This window comes from Actinopolymorpha sp. B9G3 (assembly GCF_040120725.1).
Lineage (GTDB): Bacteria > Actinomycetota > Actinomycetes > Propionibacteriales > Actinopolymorphaceae > Thermasporomyces.
In genome coordinates this window covers 44,021-67,053 of record NZ_JBEEAB010000012.1, presented here as the reverse complement: position 1 = coordinate 67,053, position 23,033 = coordinate 44,021, and the positions used below count along the sequence as shown (strand labels likewise).

17 protein-coding genes are annotated in these 23,033 nt (G+C 69.2%); 11 read left to right on the top strand and 6 right to left on the bottom strand.

Annotation, left to right across the window (positions count from 1 at the left end; all coding sequences use genetic code 11):
* The first annotated feature begins 142 nt into the window (after positions 1–142).
* Positions 143–1,261: a LacI family DNA-binding transcriptional regulator gene (locus tag ABNF93_RS20865; protein WP_349329803.1), complete on the top strand. Its 1,119-nt coding sequence runs from the start codon at positions 143–145 to the stop codon at positions 1,259–1,261.
* 34 nt (positions 1,262–1,295) lie between these two features.
* Positions 1,296–2,918 carry an FAD-dependent oxidoreductase gene (locus tag ABNF93_RS20860; protein WP_349329802.1) on the top strand — a complete coding sequence of 541 codons (1,623 nt, stop codon included), beginning with the start codon at positions 1,296–1,298 and terminating at the stop codon, positions 2,916–2,918.
* Here ABNF93_RS20860 and ABNF93_RS20855 read toward each other — a convergent pair.
* Positions 2,912–3,034 carry a hypothetical protein gene (locus ABNF93_RS20855; protein WP_349329801.1) on the bottom strand — a complete coding sequence of 41 codons (123 nt, stop codon included), beginning with the start codon at positions 3,032–3,034 and terminating at the stop codon, positions 2,912–2,914. The two genes, ABNF93_RS20860 and ABNF93_RS20855, sit on opposite strands and share 7 nt — an antisense overlap.
* Positions 3,035–3,076: 42 nt before the next feature.
* Here ABNF93_RS20855 and ABNF93_RS20850 point away from each other — a divergent pair, with 42 nt between their 5' ends.
* On the top strand, positions 3,077–5,047 hold the full coding sequence (locus tag ABNF93_RS20850) for an ABC transporter substrate-binding protein (protein ID WP_349329800.1): 1,971 nt from the start codon (positions 3,077–3,079) through the stop codon (positions 5,045–5,047).
* 77 nt (positions 5,048–5,124) lie between these two features.
* Here ABNF93_RS20850 and ABNF93_RS20845 read toward each other — a convergent pair whose 3' ends face one another.
* A complete protein-coding gene (locus ABNF93_RS20845) occupies positions 5,125–5,586 on the bottom strand; it encodes a MarR family winged helix-turn-helix transcriptional regulator (RefSeq protein WP_349329799.1) in 462 nt (153 codons plus the stop codon).
* Positions 5,587–5,695: 109 nt separating this feature from the next.
* Between ABNF93_RS20845 and ABNF93_RS20840 the strand changes: the two genes are divergently transcribed.
* Positions 5,696–6,331, top strand: a complete 636-nt coding sequence (locus ABNF93_RS20840; protein ID WP_349329798.1) for a class I SAM-dependent methyltransferase — start codon at positions 5,696–5,698, stop codon at positions 6,329–6,331.
* A gap of 165 nt (positions 6,332–6,496) precedes the next feature.
* On the opposite strand, the gene ABNF93_RS20835 is transcribed toward ABNF93_RS20840, so the two are convergent.
* From ABNF93_RS20835 to ABNF93_RS20820, 4 genes are all read right to left on the bottom strand, one after another.
* Positions 6,497–7,102: a hypothetical protein gene (locus ABNF93_RS20835; RefSeq protein ID WP_349329797.1), complete on the bottom strand. Its 606-nt coding sequence runs from the start codon at positions 7,100–7,102 to the stop codon at positions 6,497–6,499.
* Positions 7,103–7,209: 107 nt separating this feature from the next.
* Positions 7,210–8,055, bottom strand: coding sequence for a hypothetical protein (locus tag ABNF93_RS20830; RefSeq protein WP_349329796.1), 846 nt, complete (start codon positions 8,053–8,055; stop codon positions 7,210–7,212).
* A gap of 1 nt (position 8,056) precedes the next feature.
* Entirely contained in the window at positions 8,057–8,422 is a 366-nt protein-coding gene (locus ABNF93_RS20825; RefSeq protein ID WP_349329795.1) for a hypothetical protein, read from the bottom strand.
* Positions 8,423–8,424: 2 nt separating this feature from the next.
* The gene (locus tag ABNF93_RS20820; protein WP_349329794.1) at positions 8,425–8,958 is read right to left on the bottom strand and encodes a hypothetical protein; all 534 of its coding nucleotides are present in this window, start codon (positions 8,956–8,958) and stop codon (positions 8,425–8,427) included.
* A 447-nt stretch (positions 8,959–9,405) separates the two neighbouring features.
* Here ABNF93_RS20820 and ABNF93_RS20815 point away from each other — a divergent pair, with 447 nt between their 5' ends.
* The 7 genes from ABNF93_RS20815 (at position 9,406) to ABNF93_RS20785 (ending at position 23,027) form a co-directional block, all read left to right on the top strand.
* Entirely contained in the window at positions 9,406–12,714 is a 3,309-nt protein-coding gene (locus ABNF93_RS20815) for an ATP-dependent helicase (protein ID WP_349329793.1), read from the top strand.
* A complete protein-coding gene (locus ABNF93_RS20810; protein WP_349329792.1) occupies positions 12,711–16,343 on the top strand; it encodes an ATP-dependent helicase in 3,633 nt (1,210 codons plus the stop codon). The genes ABNF93_RS20815 and ABNF93_RS20810 overlap by 4 nt, the downstream gene beginning before the upstream one ends.
* Before the next feature lie 178 nt (positions 16,344–16,521).
* The gene (locus ABNF93_RS20805; RefSeq protein ID WP_349329791.1) at positions 16,522–17,556 is read left to right on the top strand and encodes a LacI family DNA-binding transcriptional regulator; all 1,035 of its coding nucleotides are present in this window, start codon (positions 16,522–16,524) and stop codon (positions 17,554–17,556) included.
* Positions 17,557–17,603: 47 nt separating this feature from the next.
* The gene (locus ABNF93_RS20800; RefSeq protein WP_349329790.1) at positions 17,604–18,377 is read left to right on the top strand and encodes a phytanoyl-CoA dioxygenase family protein; all 774 of its coding nucleotides are present in this window, start codon (positions 17,604–17,606) and stop codon (positions 18,375–18,377) included.
* Between the two features lie 36 nt (positions 18,378–18,413).
* A complete protein-coding gene (locus ABNF93_RS20795; RefSeq protein WP_349329789.1) occupies positions 18,414–19,517 on the top strand; it encodes an ABC transporter ATP-binding protein in 1,104 nt (367 codons plus the stop codon).
* Positions 19,514–21,145 (top strand): TCP-1/cpn60 chaperonin family protein, encoded by a 1,632-nt coding sequence (locus ABNF93_RS20790; protein WP_349329788.1) that lies wholly within the window; start codon positions 19,514–19,516, stop codon positions 21,143–21,145. Before ABNF93_RS20795 ends, ABNF93_RS20790 begins: the two co-directional genes overlap by 4 nt.
* Complete coding sequence (locus ABNF93_RS20785; protein ID WP_349329787.1) at positions 21,138–23,027, top strand: WD40/YVTN/BNR-like repeat-containing protein; 1,890 nt, start codon at positions 21,138–21,140, stop codon at positions 23,025–23,027. Before ABNF93_RS20790 ends, ABNF93_RS20785 begins: the two co-directional genes overlap by 8 nt.
* The last annotated feature ends 6 nt before the right edge of the window (positions 23,028–23,033 follow it).

Here is a 23,033-nt window from a genome sequence, read left to right as displayed (position 1 = left end):
CTTCTGGTGGTGCACGGCTTCTGGTGGTGCACGGTGTTGGCCGGGGCTGGACTGTTTGACCGCGACCGGTTCCCCTCGCCGTACTTATGCGCAAAAGTACTTGTACGCAGGAACGCTGATGCGCATAAGCGGAGGCTCGACAGTGGCGGACGACCGAGGCGCGCCACGGCGCCGGCAGAGCGACATCGCGCGCGCCGCCGGCGTCTCGCAGGCCACGGTCTCGATGGTCCTGAACGGCCGGACCGGACGGGGTGCCGCGATCCGGCCCGAGACCCGGGAGCGCGTACTGGCCGCCGCGGCCGAGCTCGGCTACGCCGGCAATCCCGCCGCCCGCAGCCTCGCGGGCGGGCGCAACCGGCTACTCGGCGTCTTCACGTTCGAATCCGTCTTTCCTGCGGAGAGCGCCGACTTCTACCACCCGTTCCTCGTCGGGGTCGAGCGCGCCGCCGAGGCGGAGGGGTATGACCTCATCCTCTTCACGAGTGCTGCCGGACCTGACGGTCGCCGACGCATCTATCGCGACAACTTCAACCGGCTCCGGATGGCCGACGGGTGTGTCCTGCTCGGCTACGAGCGTGACCGCTCCGAGCTCGACCGGCTCGCGGGCGAGGACTTCCCCTTCGTCGTCATCGGCCGGCGCGACGTTCCCGGACGTGACGTCGCCTACGTCGCCGCGGACTACACCACACCCACGGCCGAGGCGGTCGGCCGGCTGGCCGCACTGGGGCACCATGCGATCGCGTATCTCGGATCCGGGCTCGACGCGGAGCACGTCCTGGACCGGGAAGAGGGCTACCGGCAGGCGCTTGCGGCGCACGGTCTCGACCCCGATCCGCGGCTGTACGTCAGCCCGGCGCGGTCGCTTCGCGTGGACGACCTGCATGGGCTGCGTGCTCTCGGAGCCACGGCCTTCCTCACCGAGGACGACTCGATCCTGCGCCGGCTTCTCGAACTCACCAGCTCCGTCGGACTTCACGCGCCCGACGACTTCTCGCTCGTCACGCTCGTCGACCCGTCGCCGCTCCGACCGGACGCCGACGTGAGCGGACTCCGCGTCCCGCGGCTGGAAATGGGAGCCGCGGCCGTACGCATGCTCGGCGCGATGCTCAGCGACTCGCCCGAGATGGGCGCCGCCGGTGCGGATGGTGCGGACGGGCGGCGCCTCGTCCTTCCCTGCGACTTCGCGGCCGGCACCACCACAGGTCCGCCACCGAGTCCCCGCCCGAGTTCGCCACCGAGGCCGCGCCCGAGCCGCAAGTGAGCCAGCAGTCCGGCACTACGAGAGGGGTCAAGCCATGAGGCAGATCGAGACCGACATCGCCGTGATCGGTGGGGGACTTGGCGGTGTCGCGGCCGCGCTCGCCGCCAGCCGTGCGGGGCACCGCGTGCTGCTGTCGGAGGAGACCTCCTGGGTCGGTGGCCAGCTCACCTCCCAGGGCGTGCCTCCCGACGAGCACCCGTGGATCGAGCAGTTCGGGTGTACTGCGAGCTACCGCCAGCTCCGCGACGGCATCCGCGACTACTACCGCCAGTGGTATCCGCTCACGTCGACCGCCCGGGCGGCTCGCCACCTCAATCCAGGCGACGGTCGGGTCAGCCGGATCTGCGCGGAGCCTCGTGTGGGCCATGCCGTCCTCGAGGCGATGCTGGCCCCCGCGCGTAGCGCCGGCCGCCTCGACGTACGCCTGCACCACCGCCCGGTCGCGGCCACCGCTGACGGCTCTCAGGTCACGAGCGTCACGTTGCGCGACGCCACCTCGGGCGAGGACGTCGTGGTGACCGCGCTGTACATCCTCGACGCCACCGAGACCGGCGACCTGCTGCCGCTGACGGGTACGGAGTACGTGACCGGCTTCGAGTCCCAGGCCGACACCGGGGAGCCGAGCGCGCCCAGCGAACGCCAGCCCGCCAACATGCAGGCGGTCTCGTGGTGCTTCGCCCTCGACCACGAGGCGGGTGCTGACCACACGATCGACAAGCCCGACAACTACGCGTTCTGGCGGGACTACCAGCCGCCGTACTGGCCGGGGCGGATGTTCGAGCTCGTCGCCCCCAACCCGCGGACCCTGGAACCGATGCACCGCACGGTCATCCCGCACCCAGAGGACGATCCGTCGCTCGCAGGGACCGGCAAGGGACGGCGCGGCGACCAGGACCTGTGGACGTTCCGGCGGATCCTGGCCCGGCACCAGTTCGAGCCGGGTGCCTTCGCGAGCGACATCTGCCTGGTCAACTGGCCGATGATCGACTACGAACGCGGGTCGGTGTTCCCGGTGGACGGTCTGGTCGACGAGGCGGAGGCGGCCCGTCATCTCGAGGGTGCCCGGGAGATGAGCCGATCGTTCGTCTACTGGCTGCAGACGGAGATGCCGCGGCTCGACGGCGGGACCGGGCTGCCGGGCCTGCGGCTGCGGCCGGACGTGATGGGGACGCACGATGGCCTGGCCATGGCGCCGTACATCCGGGAGTCGCGCCGGATCGTCGCGGAGTACACCGTCGTCGAGCAGGACGTCTCCCTCGCCGTGCGTGGTGAACAGGGCGCCAAGCGGTACGCCGACTCGGTGGGCATCGGGTCGTACCGGATCGACCTGCACCCGTCGACCGGCGGCGACAACTACATCGACGTGGGCTCGTGCCCGTTCCAGATTCCGCTCGGTGCGCTGTTGCCCGTGCGGGTCACCAACCTGCTGCCCGCCAACAAGAACATCGGGACGACGCACATCACCAACGGCTGCTACCGGTTGCACCCGCCGGAGTGGAACATCGGCGAGTCCGCCGGCCTGCTCGCCGCGTACTGCCTGACGCATCGGGTCACACCGCACCAGGTCCGCGCGGACGACACACGGCTGGCCGACTACCAGCGGGTGTTGGCGCAGCACGGTGTCGAGATCGCCTGGCCCGACGTCCACGGCTACTGAACCCTGCTGTCGGCCGCCAGCGTGCCGTCGCTCAGGACGAACCGCTGAACGAGCCGGAACCGCACCACCGCACCACCGCACCACCGCACCACCGCACCACCGCACCACAGACTCACCTACCCACTACTCGTCCCGAGCTGTGCGAGGGAGACGCCGCGATGACGCGACGGATGGATCGACGACAGGTACTCATGACCAGCGGCATGCTCTCGATCGCGGCCGCGCTACCAGGATGCAGCTTCTTCTCCTTCGACCCAGGAAGCGAGGATCAGGGGGCTCCGCCGTCTGCCAAGAACACCGGAGAGGCTCCTTCGCTTGCCGAACTCGTCAAGCAGAGCAAGCTTCCGCCGCTGCGCGAGCGGCTGCCGGACAAGCCACTCGTCGTCGCGCCGGTCGAGCGGATCGGCGCCTACGGCGGCCAGTGGCGCAACGCCCTCATCGGTCCGGGAGACGCCTTCCGGCTGGGCTACACGCTGGCGTACGAAAATCTCGTCCGGTGGGATCTGTCGTGGAAGAAGGTGATCCCCAATGTCGCGGAGTCGTTCACCAGCAACGAGGACGGCACACGTTTCGAGTTCCGGCTTCGCGAGGGCATGAAATGGTCCGACGGGAAGCCCTTCACCGTCGACGACATCGTCTTCGCGTATGAGGATGTCCTTCTGGACAAGGAGATCAGTCCTGAGCCGCCGCCGCTGTTCGTCTCGGGCGACAAGCCGGCGCAGGTGGAAAAGGTGGACGAGCGGACGGTCGCGTTCGTATTCGCCGAGACCAACGGGCTCTTTCTCGACCGCCTGGCCTCGGAGACCTCGAACGCCCTGACCCGGATTCCGCGACATTATTTCCAGAAGTACCACAAGAAGTACAACCCGACCGCCGACGCGGACGCGAGGGCCAAGGGCTACGACAGTTGGCTCGCCCTCGTCCAGGCCGAAGGCGACGCCTTCGGTGGGCTCTGGCAGGCGCCCGACGTCCCGCGGCTGCACGCCTGGTTGCCGAAAGGCCCACTGGGCAAGGGAACCCGGATCACCTTCGACCGCAACCCGTACTACTGGAAGACCGACGACGAAGGCAACCAGTTGCCGTATCTCGACGGGGTGGTGTTCGACCTCGTGAGCGATGCGCAGGTGCTGCTGCTCAAGGTCCTCAAGGGCGAGATCGACATGATCGACCGGCACGTGACGACGACGGAGAACAAACCGGTACTGGCGCGCGACCGCGAGTCCGCCGGATACCGCTTCTTCGATCTCGTACCGGACAAGCTCAACACGATGACCATCATGCTGAACCTCACCTGTCCCGATCCGGTGAAGCGGAAGATCTTCGGGAGCAGGGACTTTCGGATCGGACTTTCCTACGCCATCAACCGCGACGAGATCATCCGCGCCGTGCACGCGCGGCAGGGTGAGCCGTGGCAGGTGGCGCCCACGGCGGAGAGCGAGTTCTACGACGAGGAGATGGCGAAGCAGTACACCGAGTACGACGTCGACCTGGCGAATCGGCACCTCGACAAGGCGGGCTTCGCCGAACGCAACGGCGACGGCGTGCGCCTCGGGCCGGACGGTGAGCCGATCAGGTTCACGGTGCAGGTCGGCAGCGGCGCCGGAAAGCCTCACCTGGCCGACAGTCTGGAGATGGTCCGCAGCCACTGGCGAGAGGTCGGTATCGAGGCGAACGTCAAGCCCGAGGACCTGACGTTGTTCAACGAACGCCTTTCCAGCAACGCGATCGACGCCACCGTGTGGGACGGTGACGGTGGCCTCGACGTCATGCGGACGCCTGCGTACTACCTACCGCTCGGGGGAAACACCACGGGATACGCCGAGGGTTGGGCACAGTGGTACCACTCGAAAGGCGAGGCGGGCATGCGGCCTCCGGCGCCGACGCGACGGCAGTTCGCGTTGTACGACGAGATGTTGACCGAGGCGTCGGCGGACCAGCGGGCGGCGCTGATGAAGGAGATCCTCGCCATCACCAAGGGGGAGTTCTACATGATCGGCATCTCGACGGCCTTACCTGGATACGGCGTGGCGAAGAACGACTTCCGGAACATGGTGGCCGAGACGTTCTTCGCCGCCAACTTTCCGTACCCGGGTGTGACGAATCCGGAGCAGTACTTCCTCGACGCCTGAGGCGGCACATCCGCGGGGCTCGCGCAAGGTCGGGTTCGTCGACCCGCACGATGATGCAGGCGGGATGAGCCCAACGGTCAGGCGTGAGCGTCGTCGTCGGCCGTGAGGTCCTGCCGGATCGCGCGGACCAGTGCAGGAAGTCCGGTCAGCAGGGCGTCCCGCTCTGCCGGGCTCATCGCGGCGACCCACCGGACGTAGTGCTGGTGAAAGTGGCGGCCCATGCGCGCGTGGACCGCTCGCCCCTGGTCGGTGAGCCGGAGCCGGTAGAGACGGCGGTTGTCGGGATCGCGTTCGCGCACGAGGAGTGCCTTGCGTTCGAGGTCGGCGACCATCCGGCTGACGGTGCTCTTCTCGAGTCGGAGGCGTTCGACGAGATCACGTTGGGACAAAGGCGCGGCGACGTCGAGTTCGTGCAGGGCGAACGCCTGAGACATGGACACCGACTCACCCGGCAACGTCTGGTCCGGCTGAAGCAGGCCGGCGACCTGGATCAGCTCCATCAGGGCTTCGTGGAGGCGTACCGATGCGTCGTCGGTCATGGGCGGGCCACCTCCTCGATGCGGAGCCTGGCACGGCAAGAGTTGCTCTCTACAACTATTGGGCGTACCGTGATTCTATAGTTGTACCGCACAACTCAGAGGAGCCGCCATGCGGGCGCACCGCCACGTCCATCCTGGGAACACGCCGGCGATGTTCCATGGACGGAACAGCCGAATCTACGACGTCGTGGCCAGACGGTTGCTGCGGCGGCTCTACCGCCGGATCGCCGACGACGTCACCGACGCCATGCCGAACGGTGGCGCGGTGCTCGACGTCGGCACCGGTCCCGGAGTCCTCCTGGTCGAGATCGCGAAGCGGCGCGCCGATGTGGAGCTGACCGGGATCGACCTGTCCGCCGACATGGTGACGGCGGCCAACCGCAATCTCCAGGACTACGGCGACCGGGCCGTCGCCCGGGTCGGCGATGTGACCGGCCTCGAGTTTCCGGACGACTCCTTCGACCTGATTGTCTCGTCCTTCAGCCTGCACCACTGGGACGACCCGGAAGTGGCGGTGCCGGAGCTCGCCAGGGTCCTGCGTCCCGGCGGAAGGCTCTACCTCTACGACTTCACACACGCGCCGTTCGACCTGGTGGTGTCCAGCGCGCGTGAACGGTCCCTCTTCCACGACGGTTCGAGTACGCAGACCGCGATGCGTACCGGCATTCCGTTCTTCCGGCGATGCACCCGGCACGTCATGGTCGCCGGTGACGCGATGAAGGGCAGTAGTCCGGTTACGCCGTGAGTGTGTCGACCGTGGCCGCGACCGCCGCCTCCCGACTGATACGCCCGGGGAGTTGCGCCGGTCCGCCGTGGTCGCGATCCAGCGCTGGTTGGCGGCATCGTGCGTACGCCAGTGGCCTTCATGCGCCAGGGCGGCGTCGTTGAGTACTGCCCGGAGGTCGGAGGGTTACTGACCGGCCGGATCGGTCTTTGCAAGGACGTCGCGCGCGAAGGCCACGAGCAGCCGCTGAGGTGTCGTGTCATCGGTCTGGGACGGGTCGTATCGGATATGCAGGATGTCCGGCCCTCGCACGGCGTATATCTCCAGGTTCCCTGTCTTCTCGGATGCGCCGTAGGCGGCCCAGGCGCAACGCCTATCACCTACCGTGTCGAGACCCGGCATCGGCACCTTCGCGCCGCCCGGCGGCATCTTCGTTTTGGCTAGCTCTTGGCAGCTTTCGTCGATGCCCCGAGAGGCGACTTCCTCCGCTGCCCTGGAACCAATTGGCGCGGATCGGCTGAGCTGCACCGTGAGTGCGTCATACCCCGATGCATCAGAATCGGTTTCTGCGCTGCACCCGACAATATCGCCCCGTGACGAGTGGTCGGAGGTGACTACCGGCTCACGGACCAACTCGGCGATTCGTTCCTTGCCGACTGCCGCACACAGGTCTCTCGGCGGAGGCGGCGGAGTCGGAGGTTCCGTTGTGAGGAACCGGCTGGACAAGAGGTAGGTCAGCCCGAGCAGCACAGGAATCCCGATGATCGAAGTCGAGAAGATCGCGAGCAGCACACCTTTGCTGGCTTTCCGTGGGTTCGGGGGCCGCTGCGCGACACCCGGTTGGCGAGGTGTGTTGCTCCGCCCCCATTCACCGCCGGAGCGAGTACGTGAATCGGACATCAGGCCTCCTTCTTGTCCCAGCGCGTCGGGTCGCCGATGACCGCCTTAGACCGCGGCCAGTGACCACCGGGAAATGCCTCACTGTTGTTCAACAGGGCCTCGACCTCTGCAAATGAGCTCATGAAGTTTGCCATCATTTCGCGGAAGTTCTCCAGGGCGTCGGCAACACCCTTCACCAGAGCAGCGGCGGCCTCGACCGGCACCGAGAGAATGTCGGGCGTCGCGGCGTTGTCCAGCGCCGTTGCCACGTCCGCGAGTGTGCGCGCAATCGTCAGGCCGATGCGCACCCAGAATTGCGTGACGTGACTGGCGCATTCGGTGAGCGGTTGGTTTAGGCCATTGGCGATCTGGGCGATGTGGGAAAGTGCGGCCTTCTGATCGGGCAGGAGATCCTCGTACGCCTTCTCGGCATCACCCGTCCAGTAGTCGACCAACAGCATCTGGCTGTTGCCGTACCGCCCGGCTTCTTCGCTCACCGGCAGACCGATCCCCGAACCCCAGGTGCCAGCGGCATGATTGAGTCTCCAAGGATTGCCAACTCCTTCGAGGTAGCCATGGATCCTGCGGCGTTCGTTGTCAAGGACTTCCAGAGCGTCGCCGATGTTGTCGTTGAACCGATCCTGAAGGAGCGCTATAGCCGATCCGGCAACGAGGGGACCGAGTATGGGGCCACCTAGCAGCATGGCTCCTCCGCCGACAGCAAGGGTTCTGATATCGAGACCGTGCAGCGACTCCAGGGTCTTTCTGATGCTCTCGAGACCCGACTCGATCGCCTTCTTCACTACCTCGGGTGTCTGTTCATCCCACGGAGACTCCAACCAATCCGTGTTCGCGCTGCCGCTCATCTCACTTCCCTCCATCTATGGACCGCTCGATGTGCGTCGAGGTTCCGTGGTTGACGTCCTCGTTCACCTCAACGTTGCGGGCCACGGTCAGGAGGTGCGACTCCATTGTGTCGAAGCAGCTCTGACCCTCGCCGAGCAGGCGGATGACCGTTTCCAACAGCGCCTTGTAGGTAGCGCTGATGTCCTTGAACCTTTGCGCAGCAGTGACATGTTCGGCGACAACGGAGAAGCTGTGTCGGTCGAGTTCGAGAGTCTTGGCCACCTGTTGTGCCTTCTTGAGCACATCGGCGGAGTCTCCCCAACGTTTGGCATCCTGCCGCATCAGGTCGATGTCGTAGCTGGCTGAGTTCGCGCGTGGTCCGGGCACGGTCAGTCCTCCTCCTGTCGCAGCCACCGCGCCAAGCGGGCAGGGTCGTTGGTCAAAGCCATGATGCGGTCAGCCGCCGGCGTCTGGGACGGTTGGTCGTATCCAGGTACAGCGTCGAGTGATTCGTAAGCCGCATGAAATGCTTCCAGAAGGGCCTCGACCACACGTTCGGTCGAAGCCGAGCCGAGCCACTTCTCGCTGAGGGTGAGCCCGGAGATGGCGCCAGATGCGTTCAACGTAACCGAAACATTCCGGTGGTCATCGCTCCCGGTGTGTCCGGGATGAGAGTCGGGGCCGTCAGCAGTCGTGGATTGCAGCCGGCTGATGGTAGCGGCAGCTTCGGAGTTGACCGACTCCAACAGGTCGGCCACCCGATGCCAGGCTTCGCGCTGCGCCTCGGGCGTCAGTCCCGCCAGCGCATCCGGCTCCAGGAGTGGTGCCGTCGCGGCGGGTGGATGGTCTTCGGGCACATTGGTCCGCGAGTCGAGGTAGCTGAGGCGCGCCTGGATGACGGCGTACATCACTGCCTCAGCCATTCCGGCGACACCCACCTTGTCTCGCCAACGCGTCGTCAGTGCAACGTCGGTCAGACGTCCAGAGTGAGGATCCAGCCGCACCTGGACGCATCCGGTCGGGTCAGTCGCGGTCAGCTCGCCGGATGGCTCCTCACCGTTGTCGTAACGCACTCTCGCGAACCCCCGTCCTGCGGCTATGAGCACGACCGGCTTATGTGCGGTCACACAGTACGCATTCACGGACAATCTCGACCACTACGCGATCCGGCGCCTGTGGAAGATCCACCGAAAGGGCGCGGTGTGGACGGCTGTTCATCGTTGGAGAATGCGGAAGGGGCAATGGTCGCGTCGCGTCGGAGTCCAACACCGTGGCGATCCCCTGCCGGATCGACCACGTTTGCCGCCACCGGACGCGGCAGGCGGGCGTCGGTCGTTGCACTGTCCGTGCTTTCTGATGGAATGCCGAGCATGTCCGGAACGCATCGAGTCGCCACGAGCGGGCGCGCCGAGGCGGCTCCGACCTATCGACTGGTCCGGCGTACTCACGACAGGCCTGCGACGCACCAGACCGCACCCGCACTCGACGACGCACAGCGCCAGGTCGTCGAGCACCGTGGCGGTCCCTTGCTCGTGCTCGCCGGCCCGGGCACGGGCAAGACGACGACGCTGGTCGAGGCGGCCGTCGACCGGATCGAACGCGACGGGCTCGATCCGGCGCGCGTGCTGCTTCTGACGTTCGGGCGCCGAGCGGCGGCCGAACTGCGGGACCGGATCGCCGCGCGACTCGACCGCACGATCCGCGAGCCGCTGGCGCGGACGTTTCATTCCTACGCCTTCGGCCTCTTGCGCGGTGAGGCGGTCCTGCACGACCGGCCGATGCCGCGACTGCTGTCCGGCCCTGAGCAGGATCTCGTGATCCGCGACCTGTTGCGCGGCGACGTCGACGAGTTCGGGGCGAAGGACTGGCCGAAGCGGCTGCGACCGGCGCTGCTCACCCGCGGCTTTGCCCAGGAGCTGCGGGACCTGCTGCTCCGGGCGGCCGAGCGTGGGCTGGACCCGAGGGCACTCGGGGCGCTGGGTCGCAGAGAGCGTCGCGACGACTGGGTGGCGGCCGCGAAGTTCGCCCGGCAGTACGCCGCGATCACCGCCCTTCGGCCCGAGGCTCCGGCCTATGACCCGGCCGAGCTGGTCCGCGCGGCGGTCGACCTCCTCCGTAGCGATCCCGAACTGCTCGCGCGGGAGCGGGAGACGCGCACTGCCGTGTTCGTGGACGAGTACCAGGACGCCGACCCCGCCCAGGAGGAGCTGCTGTCGCTGCTCGCCGGGGGCGGCCGAGACCTGGCCGTGGTCGGCGATCCCGACCAGTCCATCTATGCGTTCCGGGGTGCGGAGATCGACGGGATCCGGCGGTTCACCGAACGCTTCCGGCGCGCCGACGGCGAGGAGGCGGACACGGTCGCCCTCGGTCGCTGTCGCCGGTCCGGTCCGGTGCTGCTGAACGCGTCCCGGCGGTTCGCCCGCCGGCTCGGCGGCCCCACGGCCCACCGGTCGTTGGTGCCCGAACCGGAGCTGCCGAAGGGTGAGGTCGAGGTGCACCTGCTGCGCTCGGCCAACCAGGAGGCCGCCTTCGTCGCCCAGCAGCTCCGCGAAGCACACCTGGTCGGCGGGGTGGCCTGGTCGCGGATGGCGGTACTGGTCAGGGCGGCGACGCACATTCCGCTGTTGCGTCGCGCGCTGACGTCGGCTGGCGTACCCGCGACGGTACGGCTGGAGGAGATGCCCCTTGTCGACCAGCCGGCCGTTCGACCGTTGCTCACCCTGCTCGAACTCGCCGTCGGCCGGTGCGACCTGGATCCGCAGCTGGCGGTCGACCTGCTCGGCAGTCCGTACGCAGGTGCCGATGCGCTAGCCCTGCGGCGCCTGCGCCAGGAGCTTCGCCGGTACGAGTTGTCCACCGGTGGGGGCAGGTCGTCGTCCGTACTCCTGGTCGAGGCGCTCGACGACCCGGCCGCGTTGGTGGACCTGGACCCGATCGCCACCGCTCCGGCGGCCCGGATCGCCCGCCTGCTGACCGCGGCACGCGAGGCGATCGCTGTCCCGGCGGCGACGGCCGAGACGGTGCTGTGGGCGATGTGGTCGACCAGCCGGGTGGCCGACCGGTGGGCGCGGCAGGCAGCCGGCGCCGGACCGGGCGGAGCGGCCGCCGACCGAGACCTCGACGCCGTGACGGCGCTGTTCGACGCCGTGGCGCGATTCGTCGACCGGCTGCCGGCGGCGGGGCCGGAGGTGTTCCTCGATCACGTGCTGGGTCAGGAGATCCCGGCCGACACGCTCGCGCCGCGCGCGCCCGAGGGCGAGACCGTTGCCGTGCTCACCGCGCACGCCGCGAAGGGCCTCGAATGGGACGTGGTGGCGGTCGCCGGCGTACAGGAAGGCGTCTGGCCCGACCTGCGGCTGCGGGGATCGCTGCTCGGCTCGGAGTCTCTCGTCGACCTGGTGGCCGGCCGCGACGCCTCGCCGGTCACGACCGTGAGCCACCTGCTCGCCGAGGAACGCCGGCTGTTCTACGTCGCGGTGACGCGTTCGCGGCGACGGCTGGTGGTGACGGCCGTGTCGAGCGAAGAGGCGCACCCGTCCCGGTTCCTCGACGAACTTCTGCCGTGGACCGGCGCAGGTGACGAACGCCCCGTCACGCGCGTACCGCGAGGACTCGACCTGGCCGCGGTCGTCGCCGAGTTGCGTTCGGTCGTCTGTGCTCCGGCCGCCGGTGCGGACGGTCGCGCCAGGGCAGACGGCGTGAACGGTGGGGACGGCGCGGAAAGTGAGAACGGAGCGAACGCCGCGGATGAGGGGGACGGAGCGAACGGTGCGGACACTGCGGATCGCGAAGGCGCCGATCAGCGACGGCGGGCCGCGGCGTACCAACTTGCCCGCCTCGCGGCCGCAGGCATCCGCGGCGCCGACCCCGCACAGTGGTACGCCTTCGCGCCGCTGTCCGACGACCGGGCGCTCCGCGGCGCCGGCGAGACCGTGCGCGTCTCGCCGAGCAAGGTGGAGGCGTTCAGCCGGTGCGCCTTGCGCTGGCTGCTGGAAAGCTGCGGCGGCACCGCGGGCGACGCGCTGAGCCAGGGCGTCGGCACGCTGGTCCACGCGCTCGCCTACGAGGTGGCGGCCGGAAACGTCGACGTGGCGGACCTGCCCGAGGTGTTCGAACAACGGTGGGCCCTGCTCGACACCGGCACCGGGTGGTACTCCGTCAAGGAGCACGACCGGGCCGCGACGATCGTCGAGCGGCTGGCCGGCTGGCTCCGCGCCAATCCCCGCGAACTGGTCGCCGCCGAAGAGGACTTCGAGGTGGACATCGGCCGGGCCCGGCTCACCGGGCGCGTCGACCGGCTCGAACGCGATCCCGACGGACGTCTCGTCATCGTCGATCTCAAGGCCGGTCGAAGCAAGCCGGCGGCCGCTGACCTGGCCGAGCATCCACAGCTCGGTGCCTACCAACTCGCCGTCGCCAAGAAGGGGTTCGCCACAGCGGAGGGCGAACCCGGTGGGGCGATGCTCGTCCAGCTGGGCAGTGGTACGAAGGTGTCGGAGCAACGCCAGCCCGCGCTGACCGACGCCGAGGATCCGGACTGGGCGGAACGCCTGGTCGCGGACACCGCCGAGGGCATGGCGGGCGCCGAGTTCCCCGGAACCGAGAACCGCTGGTGCGGCGTGTGCGTTTCGCGCCGGTCGTGCCCGGTCCACGCCGAGGGTGGGCAGGTGACACCATGACGACCCAGCTGGGTCTGCCGCTCCAGCGCGAGAGCGGCGTCCGCTACACGGCGCCCGAGCTTGCCGGCCTGCTCGGCCTGCACCCGCCGACGCCCGAGCAGGCGGCGGTCATCGAGGCGCCGTTGGAACCCGGCGTGATCGTGGCGGGCGCGGGATCGGGTAAGACCGAGACCATGGCGACCCGGGTCGTGTGGCTGGTAGCCAACGGGTTCGTACTCCCTGAACAGGTTCTGGGTCTCACGTTCACCCGCAAGGCCGCCCGCGAACTTTCCGCGCGGATCCGGCGCCGGCTCTCCCAACTCCGCGCCCGTGGGCATGTGGAGCTCGACGGCGACGTCGACGGGTCGCCGGGCGATGTCACGGTGTCCACCTATGACGCCTACGCGCAGCGCATCGTCGCCGAACACGCGTTGCGGCTCGGGCGAGAGCCAGGCTCGCGACTGGTGACGCCGGCGATGGCCTGGCAGTACGCCACCCGCGTCGCTGAGTCCTACGACGGGTCGATGGACGCCGTCGATCAGGCGTTCTCGACCATTGTCAACGCTGTCTTGACACTGCACGGCGAGATGAGCGGCCACCTGGTGTCGGCTGAGAGGATCATCGAATTCACCGAACGCCTGCACGCCTCGGTGGCTGCCAAACCGTCGGTCGCGCGGACGCGCAAGGCGTTGTACGCAGACGTGGCCGACGCGCTTGCCCGGCAACGGACCCGGCTGCAGATCCTGCCTCTGGTGGCGGCGTTCGAGGAGGAGAAACGACGTCGGGAGGCGGTCGACTTCGCCGACCAGGCGGCTCTTGCGGCCAAGCTGGCTGAAGGATTCGCCGAGGTCGGGCAGCAGGAGCGGGCCCGCTACGGCGTCGTCCTGCTGGATGAGTACCAGGACACGAGCCACTCCCAGCTGGTGATGCTGCGCGGGCTCTTCGGCGGGTCGACCGGACATCCCATCACGGCCGTCGGCGATCCCTGCCAGTCGATCTACGGCTGGCGAGGGGCGAGCGCGGCGACGCTGACGGCGTTCGGCCGGCATTTTCGTACCTCCGACGGCACGCTCGCCCGCACTCGGGATCTGACGACCAGCTTCCGCAACGGCTCCGCCGTACTCCAGGTCGCCAATGTGCTCGCCGAACCGTTGCGTCAAGGCGGTCTTGACGTACGCGAGTTGACGGCGCACCCGGCCAACCGCCGCGGCAAGGTGGTCGCGGCGCTTCATCACACCGTCGACGACGAGGCGCGCGACATCGCGCAGCGGGCCAAGGCGATCTGGGATGCGGACGCTCGCCTGCGAGCACGGGGAAAGCCTGGCCGTACCGTCGCGGTGCTCATCCGCAAACGGAGCCAGATCGACCGGATCGCCCACGTGTTGCGGGATGCCGGCCTGCCGGTCGAGATCGTCGGCGTCGGTGGTTTGCTCACCACGCCTGCGGTTTCCGATGTTGTGGCCACATTGCGGGTGCTCGCCGATCCGGGTCGGGGCGACGCGCTGATGCGGCTGCTTACCGGCGCGCGCTGGCGGATCGGCCCGCGGGACCTGGCGGCCCTGGGCATGTGGGCGCGGATGCTGGCGGCCCGCACGACGGAGGCGGCCCGCACGTCCGAGGCGGCCGGCACGTCCGAGGCGGCGCGGGGGGAGGCCGAGCCGGCCAGTACGGCCGGGCCAAGGGCCGAAGCCACTGCGGAGCACGCCGCGGATGAGGTCGACGACGCGAGCATCGTCGATGCCCTGGATGCCCTCGACGCGATGCCAGCTCGGCTGCTCCCGAAGGACGAGTCCGCGAACGAGGTCGCGCCGAACGAGGTCGCGCCGAACGAGGTCGCGCCGGACGAGGTCGCGCCGAACGGAGAGGGCGCGGACGAGGAGCGGCCGGACAAAGACGTGCCGAACGGCGGGAGGACGTCGGGCGGCGTCCGGTTGTCCGGCGAGGGATATCGGCGGCTGCGGGCGGTCGCCGACGAGCTCCGCTCACTACGCCGCCGGGCCGGTCAGCCGCTGGTCGATCTCGTGGCCGATGTCGTCCGTACCCTCGGCCTCGACGTGGAGGTCGCGGCCCGCACCGGTGATGTGGCGGTGAGCCGCGCCGACCTCGATGCGTTCCTCGACGTCGCGGTCGCGTTCGCTGAGAGCGGTGAGGGTGCGTCCCTGCCGGCGTTCCTCGCCTATCTCGACGCCGCCGATGCGGAGGAGCGCGGGTTGGAACCTGGCCAGGCGGAGGTGGCCGAGGAACGCATCCAGGTGCTCACCGTGCACGGAGCGAAGGGCCTCGAGTGGGACGTCGTGTTCGTCCCCGGTGGCGTCGAGGGCGTTTTCCCCGCCGCGAGTGCCAAGGACAAGGCGTGGCTCACCGATGTCGGCGCCCTGCCGTTCGCGCTGCGTGGTGACGCCGACGTGTTGCCGGTGCTCGACGTCGAGCCGGCCGGCGACCAGCGCGAGGTCAAGGAGGCGTTCGACCGTTTCGCGCAGGAGTGCGGTGAGTGGTCCCGGCTCGAGGAACGCCGGCTCGCCTATGTCGCGACCACGCGAGCCCGCCAGCTGGTGGTGTGGTCGGGTTACCGCTGGGACGAGACCAGGCGTCCACGGGAACCGGGCGAGTATCTGCGTGAGGTCGCCGAGGCGTGCCGCTCCGGTGCGGGGACCGTCCCTGTGTGGTGTGCCGACGTCGACGTCTCGGCCGGCAATCCCGTGACGGCGGATCCGCCACGACACGCGTGGCCCTATGACCCGCTCACTGCCGACCGGCGAGGCGACATCGCGGCCGGAGCCGCCTTGGTGTCCGCGGCCGCCGAGCAGATCACGGCGGGCCGTGGCTCCGTCGCTCCGGCCGCCGAAACCGGTGAACCTGCGGCGGTCAGCCAGACCGGGCCTGCGACGGACACCTCGGATGCCGCGGATGAGTGGGCTCGCGACGTCGACCTGCTGCTGGCCGAGCGGGCGCGTCGCCAGGCCCGGCACGAACTCGTCGTCGAACTCCCCGAACGCCTGTCGGTGAGCCAGCTGGTCCAGCTACGCCAGGATCCCGACGCGCTCGCCCGGGCGATCCGGCGGCCGGTTCCCCGCGCGCCCAACCCGTTGGCCCGCCGGGGAACCGCGTTCCATGCTTGGCTGGAGGCGAGGTACGGCAAGCCGCAGCTGCTGGACGTCGACGAGCTTCCTGGTTCGGCCGACGGGCAGGCGGCGCCGGACGAGGAGCTGGCCGCATTGCAGCAAGCCTTCCTTGCCTCCGAATGGGCAGAACGTCAGCCGATAGAGGTCGAGGTGCCGTTCGAGCTGGTGCTTGCGGGGGTGGTCGTCCGTGGACGCGCGGATGCCGTCTTCTCTCTCCAGTCGGAGACGGGCCTTCCCGGCGCGGTGGAGACGGGACCTGCCGCGACATCGGACGCCGTGGGCGCACCCGGGATCGAGGTCGTCGACTGGAAGACCGGGCGTCCACCCACCGATCCCGCGGAGGAGGCCGCCCGCGCCGTTCAGCTCGCTGCGTACCGGCTGGCGTGGGCGCAGCTCACCGGGCTGCCACTCGAACGCGTCGGCGCGGCCTTCCACTACGTCCGCCACTGCCTGACGGTTCGTCCCGTCGACCTGCTCGACGCTGCCGGACTAGAAGCACTGATCACGTCGGTGCCGCACGAGTCCTGAACACCCTTGCGCCGCTGAACGTTCAGTGGAACCTTCATGGCGTCGCCCTGGACGCCGAGGCGTCGTACGCCTGCCTGTCCATCTTGGGACACAGGCATGGAACACCCCCGTTTCCTGCGCGTAAGGTCCAGCCAACGTTGTTCCCTGAACGTTCATTGAAACGAAGGGGTTGCGTGGTGTGGGTACGCGGCGGCGGTCGACTCTGCGGGATGTGGCGCAACGCGCTGGCGTCTCCGTCGGTACCGCTTCCGGCGTGTTCACCAGCAATTCCTCGGTGTCGGACGAAGCGCGGGCGGCGGTCCTGGCCGCGGCCTCGGAAATCGGCTATCACCCACGCCGACGCCAGACGAAGGAGTTCGCGACCGGCATCACGACCTTCGGCCTGCTGGCGAGGGCTGAGCACTACGTCGGCCCGTCGAACCCGTTCTATGGCCCGGTGTTGTACGGCGCGCAGTGGGCGGTCGGCGAGCTCGGCCTGTCGCTGGTCCTGGAGACCCTGCGGGACGAGCCGAGCTCGCACCACCAGATGCCGCTCATCGTCGAGCGTCGACAAGCTCAGGGGCTTCTCCTCGCCGGCTATGTGTCTGCCGAGTACATCACCGCGATCCTGCGCACCGGGACCCCGTGCGTGGTGATCGACCACCATGCCGCCGGTGTCGCGGTGGACAGCGTGTGTGCCGATGACCATCGGGGCGGCTACCTGGCCACCATGCATCTGCTCGAGCTCGGTCACCGGGATCCGCCGCCGGCCATCATCACCGGTCCGTCGACGGCGACCTCCATCGAGGCGCGGTTCGCCGGATATCGGGATGCGCTGACCGAGTCCGGGATCCCGGTCGAGGACGCCTATGTCCGCGAGGGCCGGCTCAGCGCCGAAAGCGGGCGCGACGAGATGCGGGCGTTGCTCGACCTCCCCACGCCACCGACCGCCGTCTTCTGCTGCAACGACAACACCGCCATCGGCGCCATCGATCTCCTGCGTGAGAAGGGGATCGCGGTGCCCGACGAGTTTTCCGTCATCGGTTACGACGACATCGACATGGCCGCGCAAACCGTGCCGCGACTGACGACGATCGCGGTCGACAAGGAACACCTGGGCATGCAGGCGGTCTGGAACCTCGCCCAACGTGTCCGCCATCCGCAGATGGGCGTGCGCGATACCCGCCTGCGCGTCCATCTCGTCGAGCGAAGCTCCACTGCTCCACGCACCTAGCCACAGCACCAGCTGAACAAGGAAGTACGACGACCGAAGGGTGCTCCATGCAGTTGACGCGGATGCAGAAAGAGGCGCTGTACAAGAATGGTCTGGTACAGCTCCCCGGTATCGTCCCCGAGGAGTACGTCAACGCTGCCTTGCAGGCGATCAACGCATCGCTCGGTTCGCAGGGAATTCCACCGGACCAGCTGCAGAAGTTCCGCGCCCAGTCGTACACCCCGCAGGTGCAGACCACCTCGGCCATCACCGATCTGCTGACGAAGTCCCCGCTGTGGGAGCTGGCGGAGTCGGCCATCGGTGAAGGAAAGATCGCGCCCGGCGCACGCGGGGCCGGCCAGGTGGCGTTGCGGTTCCCGTCCACCGACCCGCCGCATGAGCCGCATCCGCACATCGACGGGATGTATTCGCCGAACAATGGTGTGCCGAAGGGGGAGATCCGCAATTTCACCGCACTAATCGGTGTCTTCCTCAGCGATGTTCCGGGACCGTACTCGGGCAACTTCACCGTCTGGCCGGGTACGCATCGACGCTACGAAAGGTACTTCCGCGAGCACGGTCCTGCCGCTCTGTTGCAGGGCATGCCGCCGGTCGAGCTTCCCGAGCCACAACAGGTGACCGCCCGGGCAGGCGACGCCGTGCTCGCGCACTACCAGCTGGGCCACGGCATCACGGGGAACGCGTCCCCACACATCCGCTACGCCATCTTCTTCCGGCTCAGCCATGTCGACCACGAACAGGTCAGGTGGGAGTGCATGACCGACATCTGGCGAGAGTGGGCCGGCATGAAGGACGTCGTCGCGCATGCGGCGGCGAGATGACGACGCGACCGACCGATTCGGAATGGAGGAAGCGCTGTGCCTGGTCTTGAAGTTCGCAACCTCGTCCGGCGACTCGGCGACCATCTCGCGGTCGACGACCTGTCGTTCAGCGTTGCCGAAGGGGAGTTCCTCGTCCTGCTGGGGCCGTCGGGCTGCGGCAAGACCACGACGCTGCGCATCATCTGCGGTCTGGAGCAGCCGGACTCGGGGGAGGTGCTCATCGACGACCGGCCGGTGACGTCGCTGCCGTCGCGGGACCGCAACCTCGGCATGGTGTTCCAGGAGTACGGCCTCTATCCGAGCATGGACGTGTTCGGGAACATGGCGTACGGCCTGCAGGCGCGCGGTGGGGTCGGCCGCAAGGAGATCGAGGAACGCGTCCGCGCCGCGGCCGAGAAGCTCGACCTCACGCCGTTGTTGAAGTCTCCGATCACCGATCTGTCCGGTGGCGAGCAGCAGCGAGTCGCGCTCGGGCGGGCGATGGTCAAGGACGCGGATGCGTACCTCTTCGACGAACCGTTGTCGAATCTCGACCCCAAGCTGCGGTACCGCCTGCGCCGCGACATCATGGCGCTGCACCGGGAGAAGGGCAAGCCGAGCGTCTACGTCACCCACGACCAGAGCGAGGCGTTCGCGATGGGTGATGTGGTCGCGGTGGTCGCCAACGGCAAGGTGCAACAGGCCGGTCCACCGGGCGAGCTGGTCGAACGCCCCGCCAACACGTTCGTCGCGGGTTTCGTCGGCACTCCGCCGATGAACCTGCTCGACGCCCGGCTCCAGGACTCCGATGGTTCCTACGTCGCGGTGGCAGACGACGCCAGTCTGGTGTTGCCCGACAGTTGGCGTCCCGCCCTCGCGCGGTACGGCAAGGAGAAGGTGACAGTCGGCATCCGCCCGGAGGCGTTCGTACTCGGACCGGAGAACGGCGCCGGCACTCTCGAGGGCGAGGTGACCGACGTCGAGCCGCTCATCGGCGAGACGGTCGTCCGGCTGATGACCCGGGAGAAGAAGCCGCTGGCGGTCGTTTTCCGCGCGGGTGAGGAAGGCGACCTCGGCCCCGGTGATCCGGTACGGGTGGGCGTGGCTGCCGAGGGGATGCGGCTCTTCGACGCAGACAGCGCGCAGGCCCTGGTCCCATGAGAACGGCATCGCAGACCTGGCGAAGCGACGACGCCGAACAGGCGTTGCGCGAGCTGCGCGGCGGGTTCGACACCCTCGCGCAGCTCCTGGCCGTGACTCTCGGCCCGGCGCAGGGCGTCGTGCTGAGCGAGGTCGGCCGCGGCTCGGCGGAGAGCCTGGTCGACTCGGCCACGATCGCGCGGCGGATCACGGCGCTGCCAGGTCGGCGCCGCAGCGCGGGCGCCGCGCTCGTCCGCGAGATGGTACGCCGGGTCGGTGGGGGATACGGCGACGGCGGTGCCACGGCGACGGTCCTTGCCCGGTCGATTCTCAGGCATGCCACGCGGGTGGTGGCGGCGGGCGCCAACCCGGTTCTAGTCCGGCGCGGTATCCAGGTCGGTGTCGCCGCCGCGTGCGACGCGCTCAAGGACCAGGCCGCTCCGGTGGCTTCCCTCGACAGAACGCCGGCGTCGGGTCTCGTCGGCCTCGCCGCTGCGGTGACCGGGGACGCCGAGTTGGCCGCGGTCGTGGGCGAGATGCTCGACGTACTCGGGGTCGACGGCGCCGTCCAGATCGAAGAGCACGAGCCGATGACCCTGTCGTATGACTTCATCGACGGCGCGCGCTGGCGCGGCCGGCCGGCGGATCCGGACCTGCTGTCTGGGGCGAGTACCGAGCTGACGCTGGTCGATCCGGTCGTGGTGGTCGCCGACGTGGAGCTGAAGACAGTCGAGCAGGTACGTCCGATGCTCGAAGCGACGCTGGGCGTCCCCGGCCGCCCGCCGGTGCTCGTGGTCGCGCGCGAGGTGTCTGACGCTGCGCTCGCGATGTTCGGGTTCAACGACCTCCGGGGCACGTTGGTGAGCGCACCTGTCGTGGTCACGACGTCGAAGACGCACCTGTCCGACGACCTGGCCGACATCGCGCTGCTGACCGGCGCGGAGGTGTTGGCGAGCGAGCTGGGTCGGCCGCCGGAGTCGTTCAAGCCGGCGTGGTTCGGCCGGCTCCGCCGCGCTGTCGTGCAGAAGGGGTACGTCACGATCCAGGGCGGCGACGGTGACGCGGACGCGATCGCCGAGCTGGCGGCCCGGCTGCGTACCCGCGCGTGGGAGCTCGAGCAGACCACGCAGGCCAAGGAACGCACCACCCGTGAACGTCTGTGGCTACGACAGGCCCGGCTCTCCGGTCGGGTGGGTGCCCTGCGCGTCGGCGCGGCGACAAGCCAGCAGATCGAAGGCCGCAAGGACAATGCCAGAAAGGCCGTACGCCTGTTGCACACAGCCCTCCGCGACGGCGTCGTACCAGGTGGCGGTGTGGCGTTCCTGGACTGCATCCCGCGGGTACGCGCCCACCGGGACGACTGCGCGACCTCCGACGAGATGCTCGGCATCGACGCCGTGTGTACCGGTCTCGAAGCGCCGTTCCTGCAGATCGTCCACAACGGCGGCCGGCGCGAGCCGAGGGTGGCGTTGAGCAAGGCGCTGGAGCTGGGTCCGGGCCATGGCGTCGACGTGCTGACGAACACCTTCGTCGACATGCGTTCCGCGGGTATCTGCGATGTCGCCGGTGTCCTGTCGGTCGCGCTGGAGGCCGGGGGCGAGACGGCCGCGCTGCTCGTCTCCGCCGAGGTGGTGTCGGGCCGTGGCTGAGCGATCCCCATGGCGGCAGCTGCCGGACATCGAGCTGACCACGCCGGTGCTCGCCCTCGCGGCGGACGGCGATCGGCTGTGGATCGGTGGTGTCGGCGGGCTGGCGCGCCTCGACGGCGGCCCGGGTCCCAGCTCTGGCGGAGACCTGGGCACCCGCGCAGTTCCCCATGCTGATGCCGTTCCCGGGATCGCGACGGCACTCACCTCGGTCGCGGCCATCTGCCGTAGCGGCAGTTGGCTGGTGGCCGGCGGCGCCGAGGGCATCGTCCGCCACCGCGACGGCGAAGCCGAACTGGCCGACGTGCAGGGGTCCGGCGCTCCGGTCGCGGCACTCGTCGCGATCCCGCCCGTCGGGGATGGTGAGCGGCAGGAGGACACGGGGTTCCTGCTCGCCGGCACCCTCGGCGACGGTGTGCTCCGCAGCCTCGATCGAGGCCGGTCGTGGGCCCCGGCAACTTTCGGGCTCGACGACCACGAGGTGAGCACGCTCTGCGTCGGTCCGGGCGGGACCGTGCTGGCGGGGACGGCGGACGGCATCTTCACGGCGACGACGAGTGTGAAGGCGTGGCGCCGGTCCGCGGGGACTCAGGGGGTGGCGGTCGCGGCGATCGCGTACGCGGACGTCACCGGCACTCCTGGGGGCGTCCTCGCCGCGGCGAGCGAGTCGGGGCAGACCTTCACCTCCCGCGACGGCGGGCGTACCTGGACACCCGGCGGAAGGGTCGACGGTCAGGTCACGGCGGTGGTTGCCCTCGACGACGGAACCCTGCTGGTGGGAACCACCGACGCCGGGCTCTGGCGTTCGGTCGATGCCGGAGCGACCTGGACCGCCGCCGCCGACGACGGCGGGTCCGCGCGGACGGTCCTCTGCCTGGCGGTGCACAACGGGGCGGTGTACGCGGGGACCGCCGGCGGCCTGGTCACGAGCGCCGACGCCGGCGCCACGTGGCGCCCCGCTCACGCCGCACCTACCCACGACCTCGACCGGTTGCTCCTGGTGAACGGACGCCCGGCGGTCGGGGGCGCACGGTCGGGTGTGGTGCGACCGGAAGCCTCCGCCGGAGAGGGCGCTACCTGGTCCGCTCTGGCTGACACCCCCTTCCCGCTGACGGCACTCGCGGTCGCGCCTGACGGTGCCCTGGTCGCGTCGGGGCCGGCGGGGCTCTGCCGGAACGCGGGAGGCGACGCCGCCTGGACCGCCGTCGTGGCGGGCGAGGACGGTCATGCGGGAGTCCTGTCGTTCCGGCCAGACGGGTTCGGACTGGCGGCACCCGCCCGGCACGGCAACCATCTGCTGCGTACGACCGACAGCGGTGTGAGCTGGCAGTCGGTCCCGGCGCCGTTCGGAGTCCTCCCCCTCGTCGTCCTGCAGGTCACCGCTGGCATCGTCCTCGCGGCGACCCGCGACCCGCGGATGGGCGCGATCCAGCTCTGGGCTTCGACCGACGAGGGCGCTTCATGGGCGCGGGAGGTACGGGCGGAGACACCGTGGCCGCTTGTCCGCTCCGTCGCCGACCCGCCGCTCGTGAGCCTCGGTCGCACGCTGTGCGCGCGGGACCAGCACGGCCACTGGTCCACATGGGCCGAGCTCGACGAGGGGATCCGGGCCGTGGCAGGTGGTCGTGAGGGCCTGGCGGTCCTCACCCGTACCGCGATCTGGTCGGTGGCCGCCACCGGTGAGGTCGGTGTCCGGTGGGACGAGGGGTTACCTGTGGCCGATGTCCTCGACATCGCCCTCTCGCAGGGCCGGCTCCACGCTCTGCTGACCGGAGGCCGGGTGTGGTGGCGCGACGTGAAGCTCCGCGCGCGACCGGCGGATGAGCACGACGAGCCAGGTGCCACCTGGCCCGAACTCCACGACCACACGTCCACGAAGCGGTGAGAAACC

Coding starts and splice junctions, on each gene's coding strand:
- ABNF93_RS20860 (WP_349329802.1), top strand. CDS start 1,296: ATGAGGCAGATCGAGACCGACATCGCCGTGATCGGTGGGGGACTTGGC.
- ABNF93_RS20850 (WP_349329800.1), top strand. CDS start 3,077: ATGACGCGACGGATGGATCGACGACAGGTACTCATGACCAGCGGCATG.
- ABNF93_RS20845 (WP_349329799.1), bottom strand. CDS start 5,586: ATGACCGACGACGCATCGGTACGCCTCCACGAAGCCCTGATGGAGCTG.
- ABNF93_RS20840 (WP_349329798.1), top strand. CDS start 5,696: ATGCGGGCGCACCGCCACGTCCATCCTGGGAACACGCCGGCGATGTTC.
- ABNF93_RS20830 (WP_349329796.1), bottom strand. CDS start 8,055: ATGAGCGGCAGCGCGAACACGGATTGGTTGGAGTCTCCGTGGGATGAA.
- ABNF93_RS20820 (WP_349329794.1), bottom strand. CDS start 8,958: ATGGCTGAGGCAGTGATGTACGCCGTCATCCAGGCGCGCCTCAGCTAC.
- ABNF93_RS20815 (WP_349329793.1), top strand. CDS start 9,406: ATGTCCGGAACGCATCGAGTCGCCACGAGCGGGCGCGCCGAGGCGGCT.
- ABNF93_RS20810 (WP_349329792.1), top strand. CDS start 12,711: ATGACGACCCAGCTGGGTCTGCCGCTCCAGCGCGAGAGCGGCGTCCGC.
- ABNF93_RS20800 (WP_349329790.1), top strand. CDS start 17,604: ATGCAGTTGACGCGGATGCAGAAAGAGGCGCTGTACAAGAATGGTCTG.
- ABNF93_RS20790 (WP_349329788.1), top strand. CDS start 19,514: ATGAGAACGGCATCGCAGACCTGGCGAAGCGACGACGCCGAACAGGCG.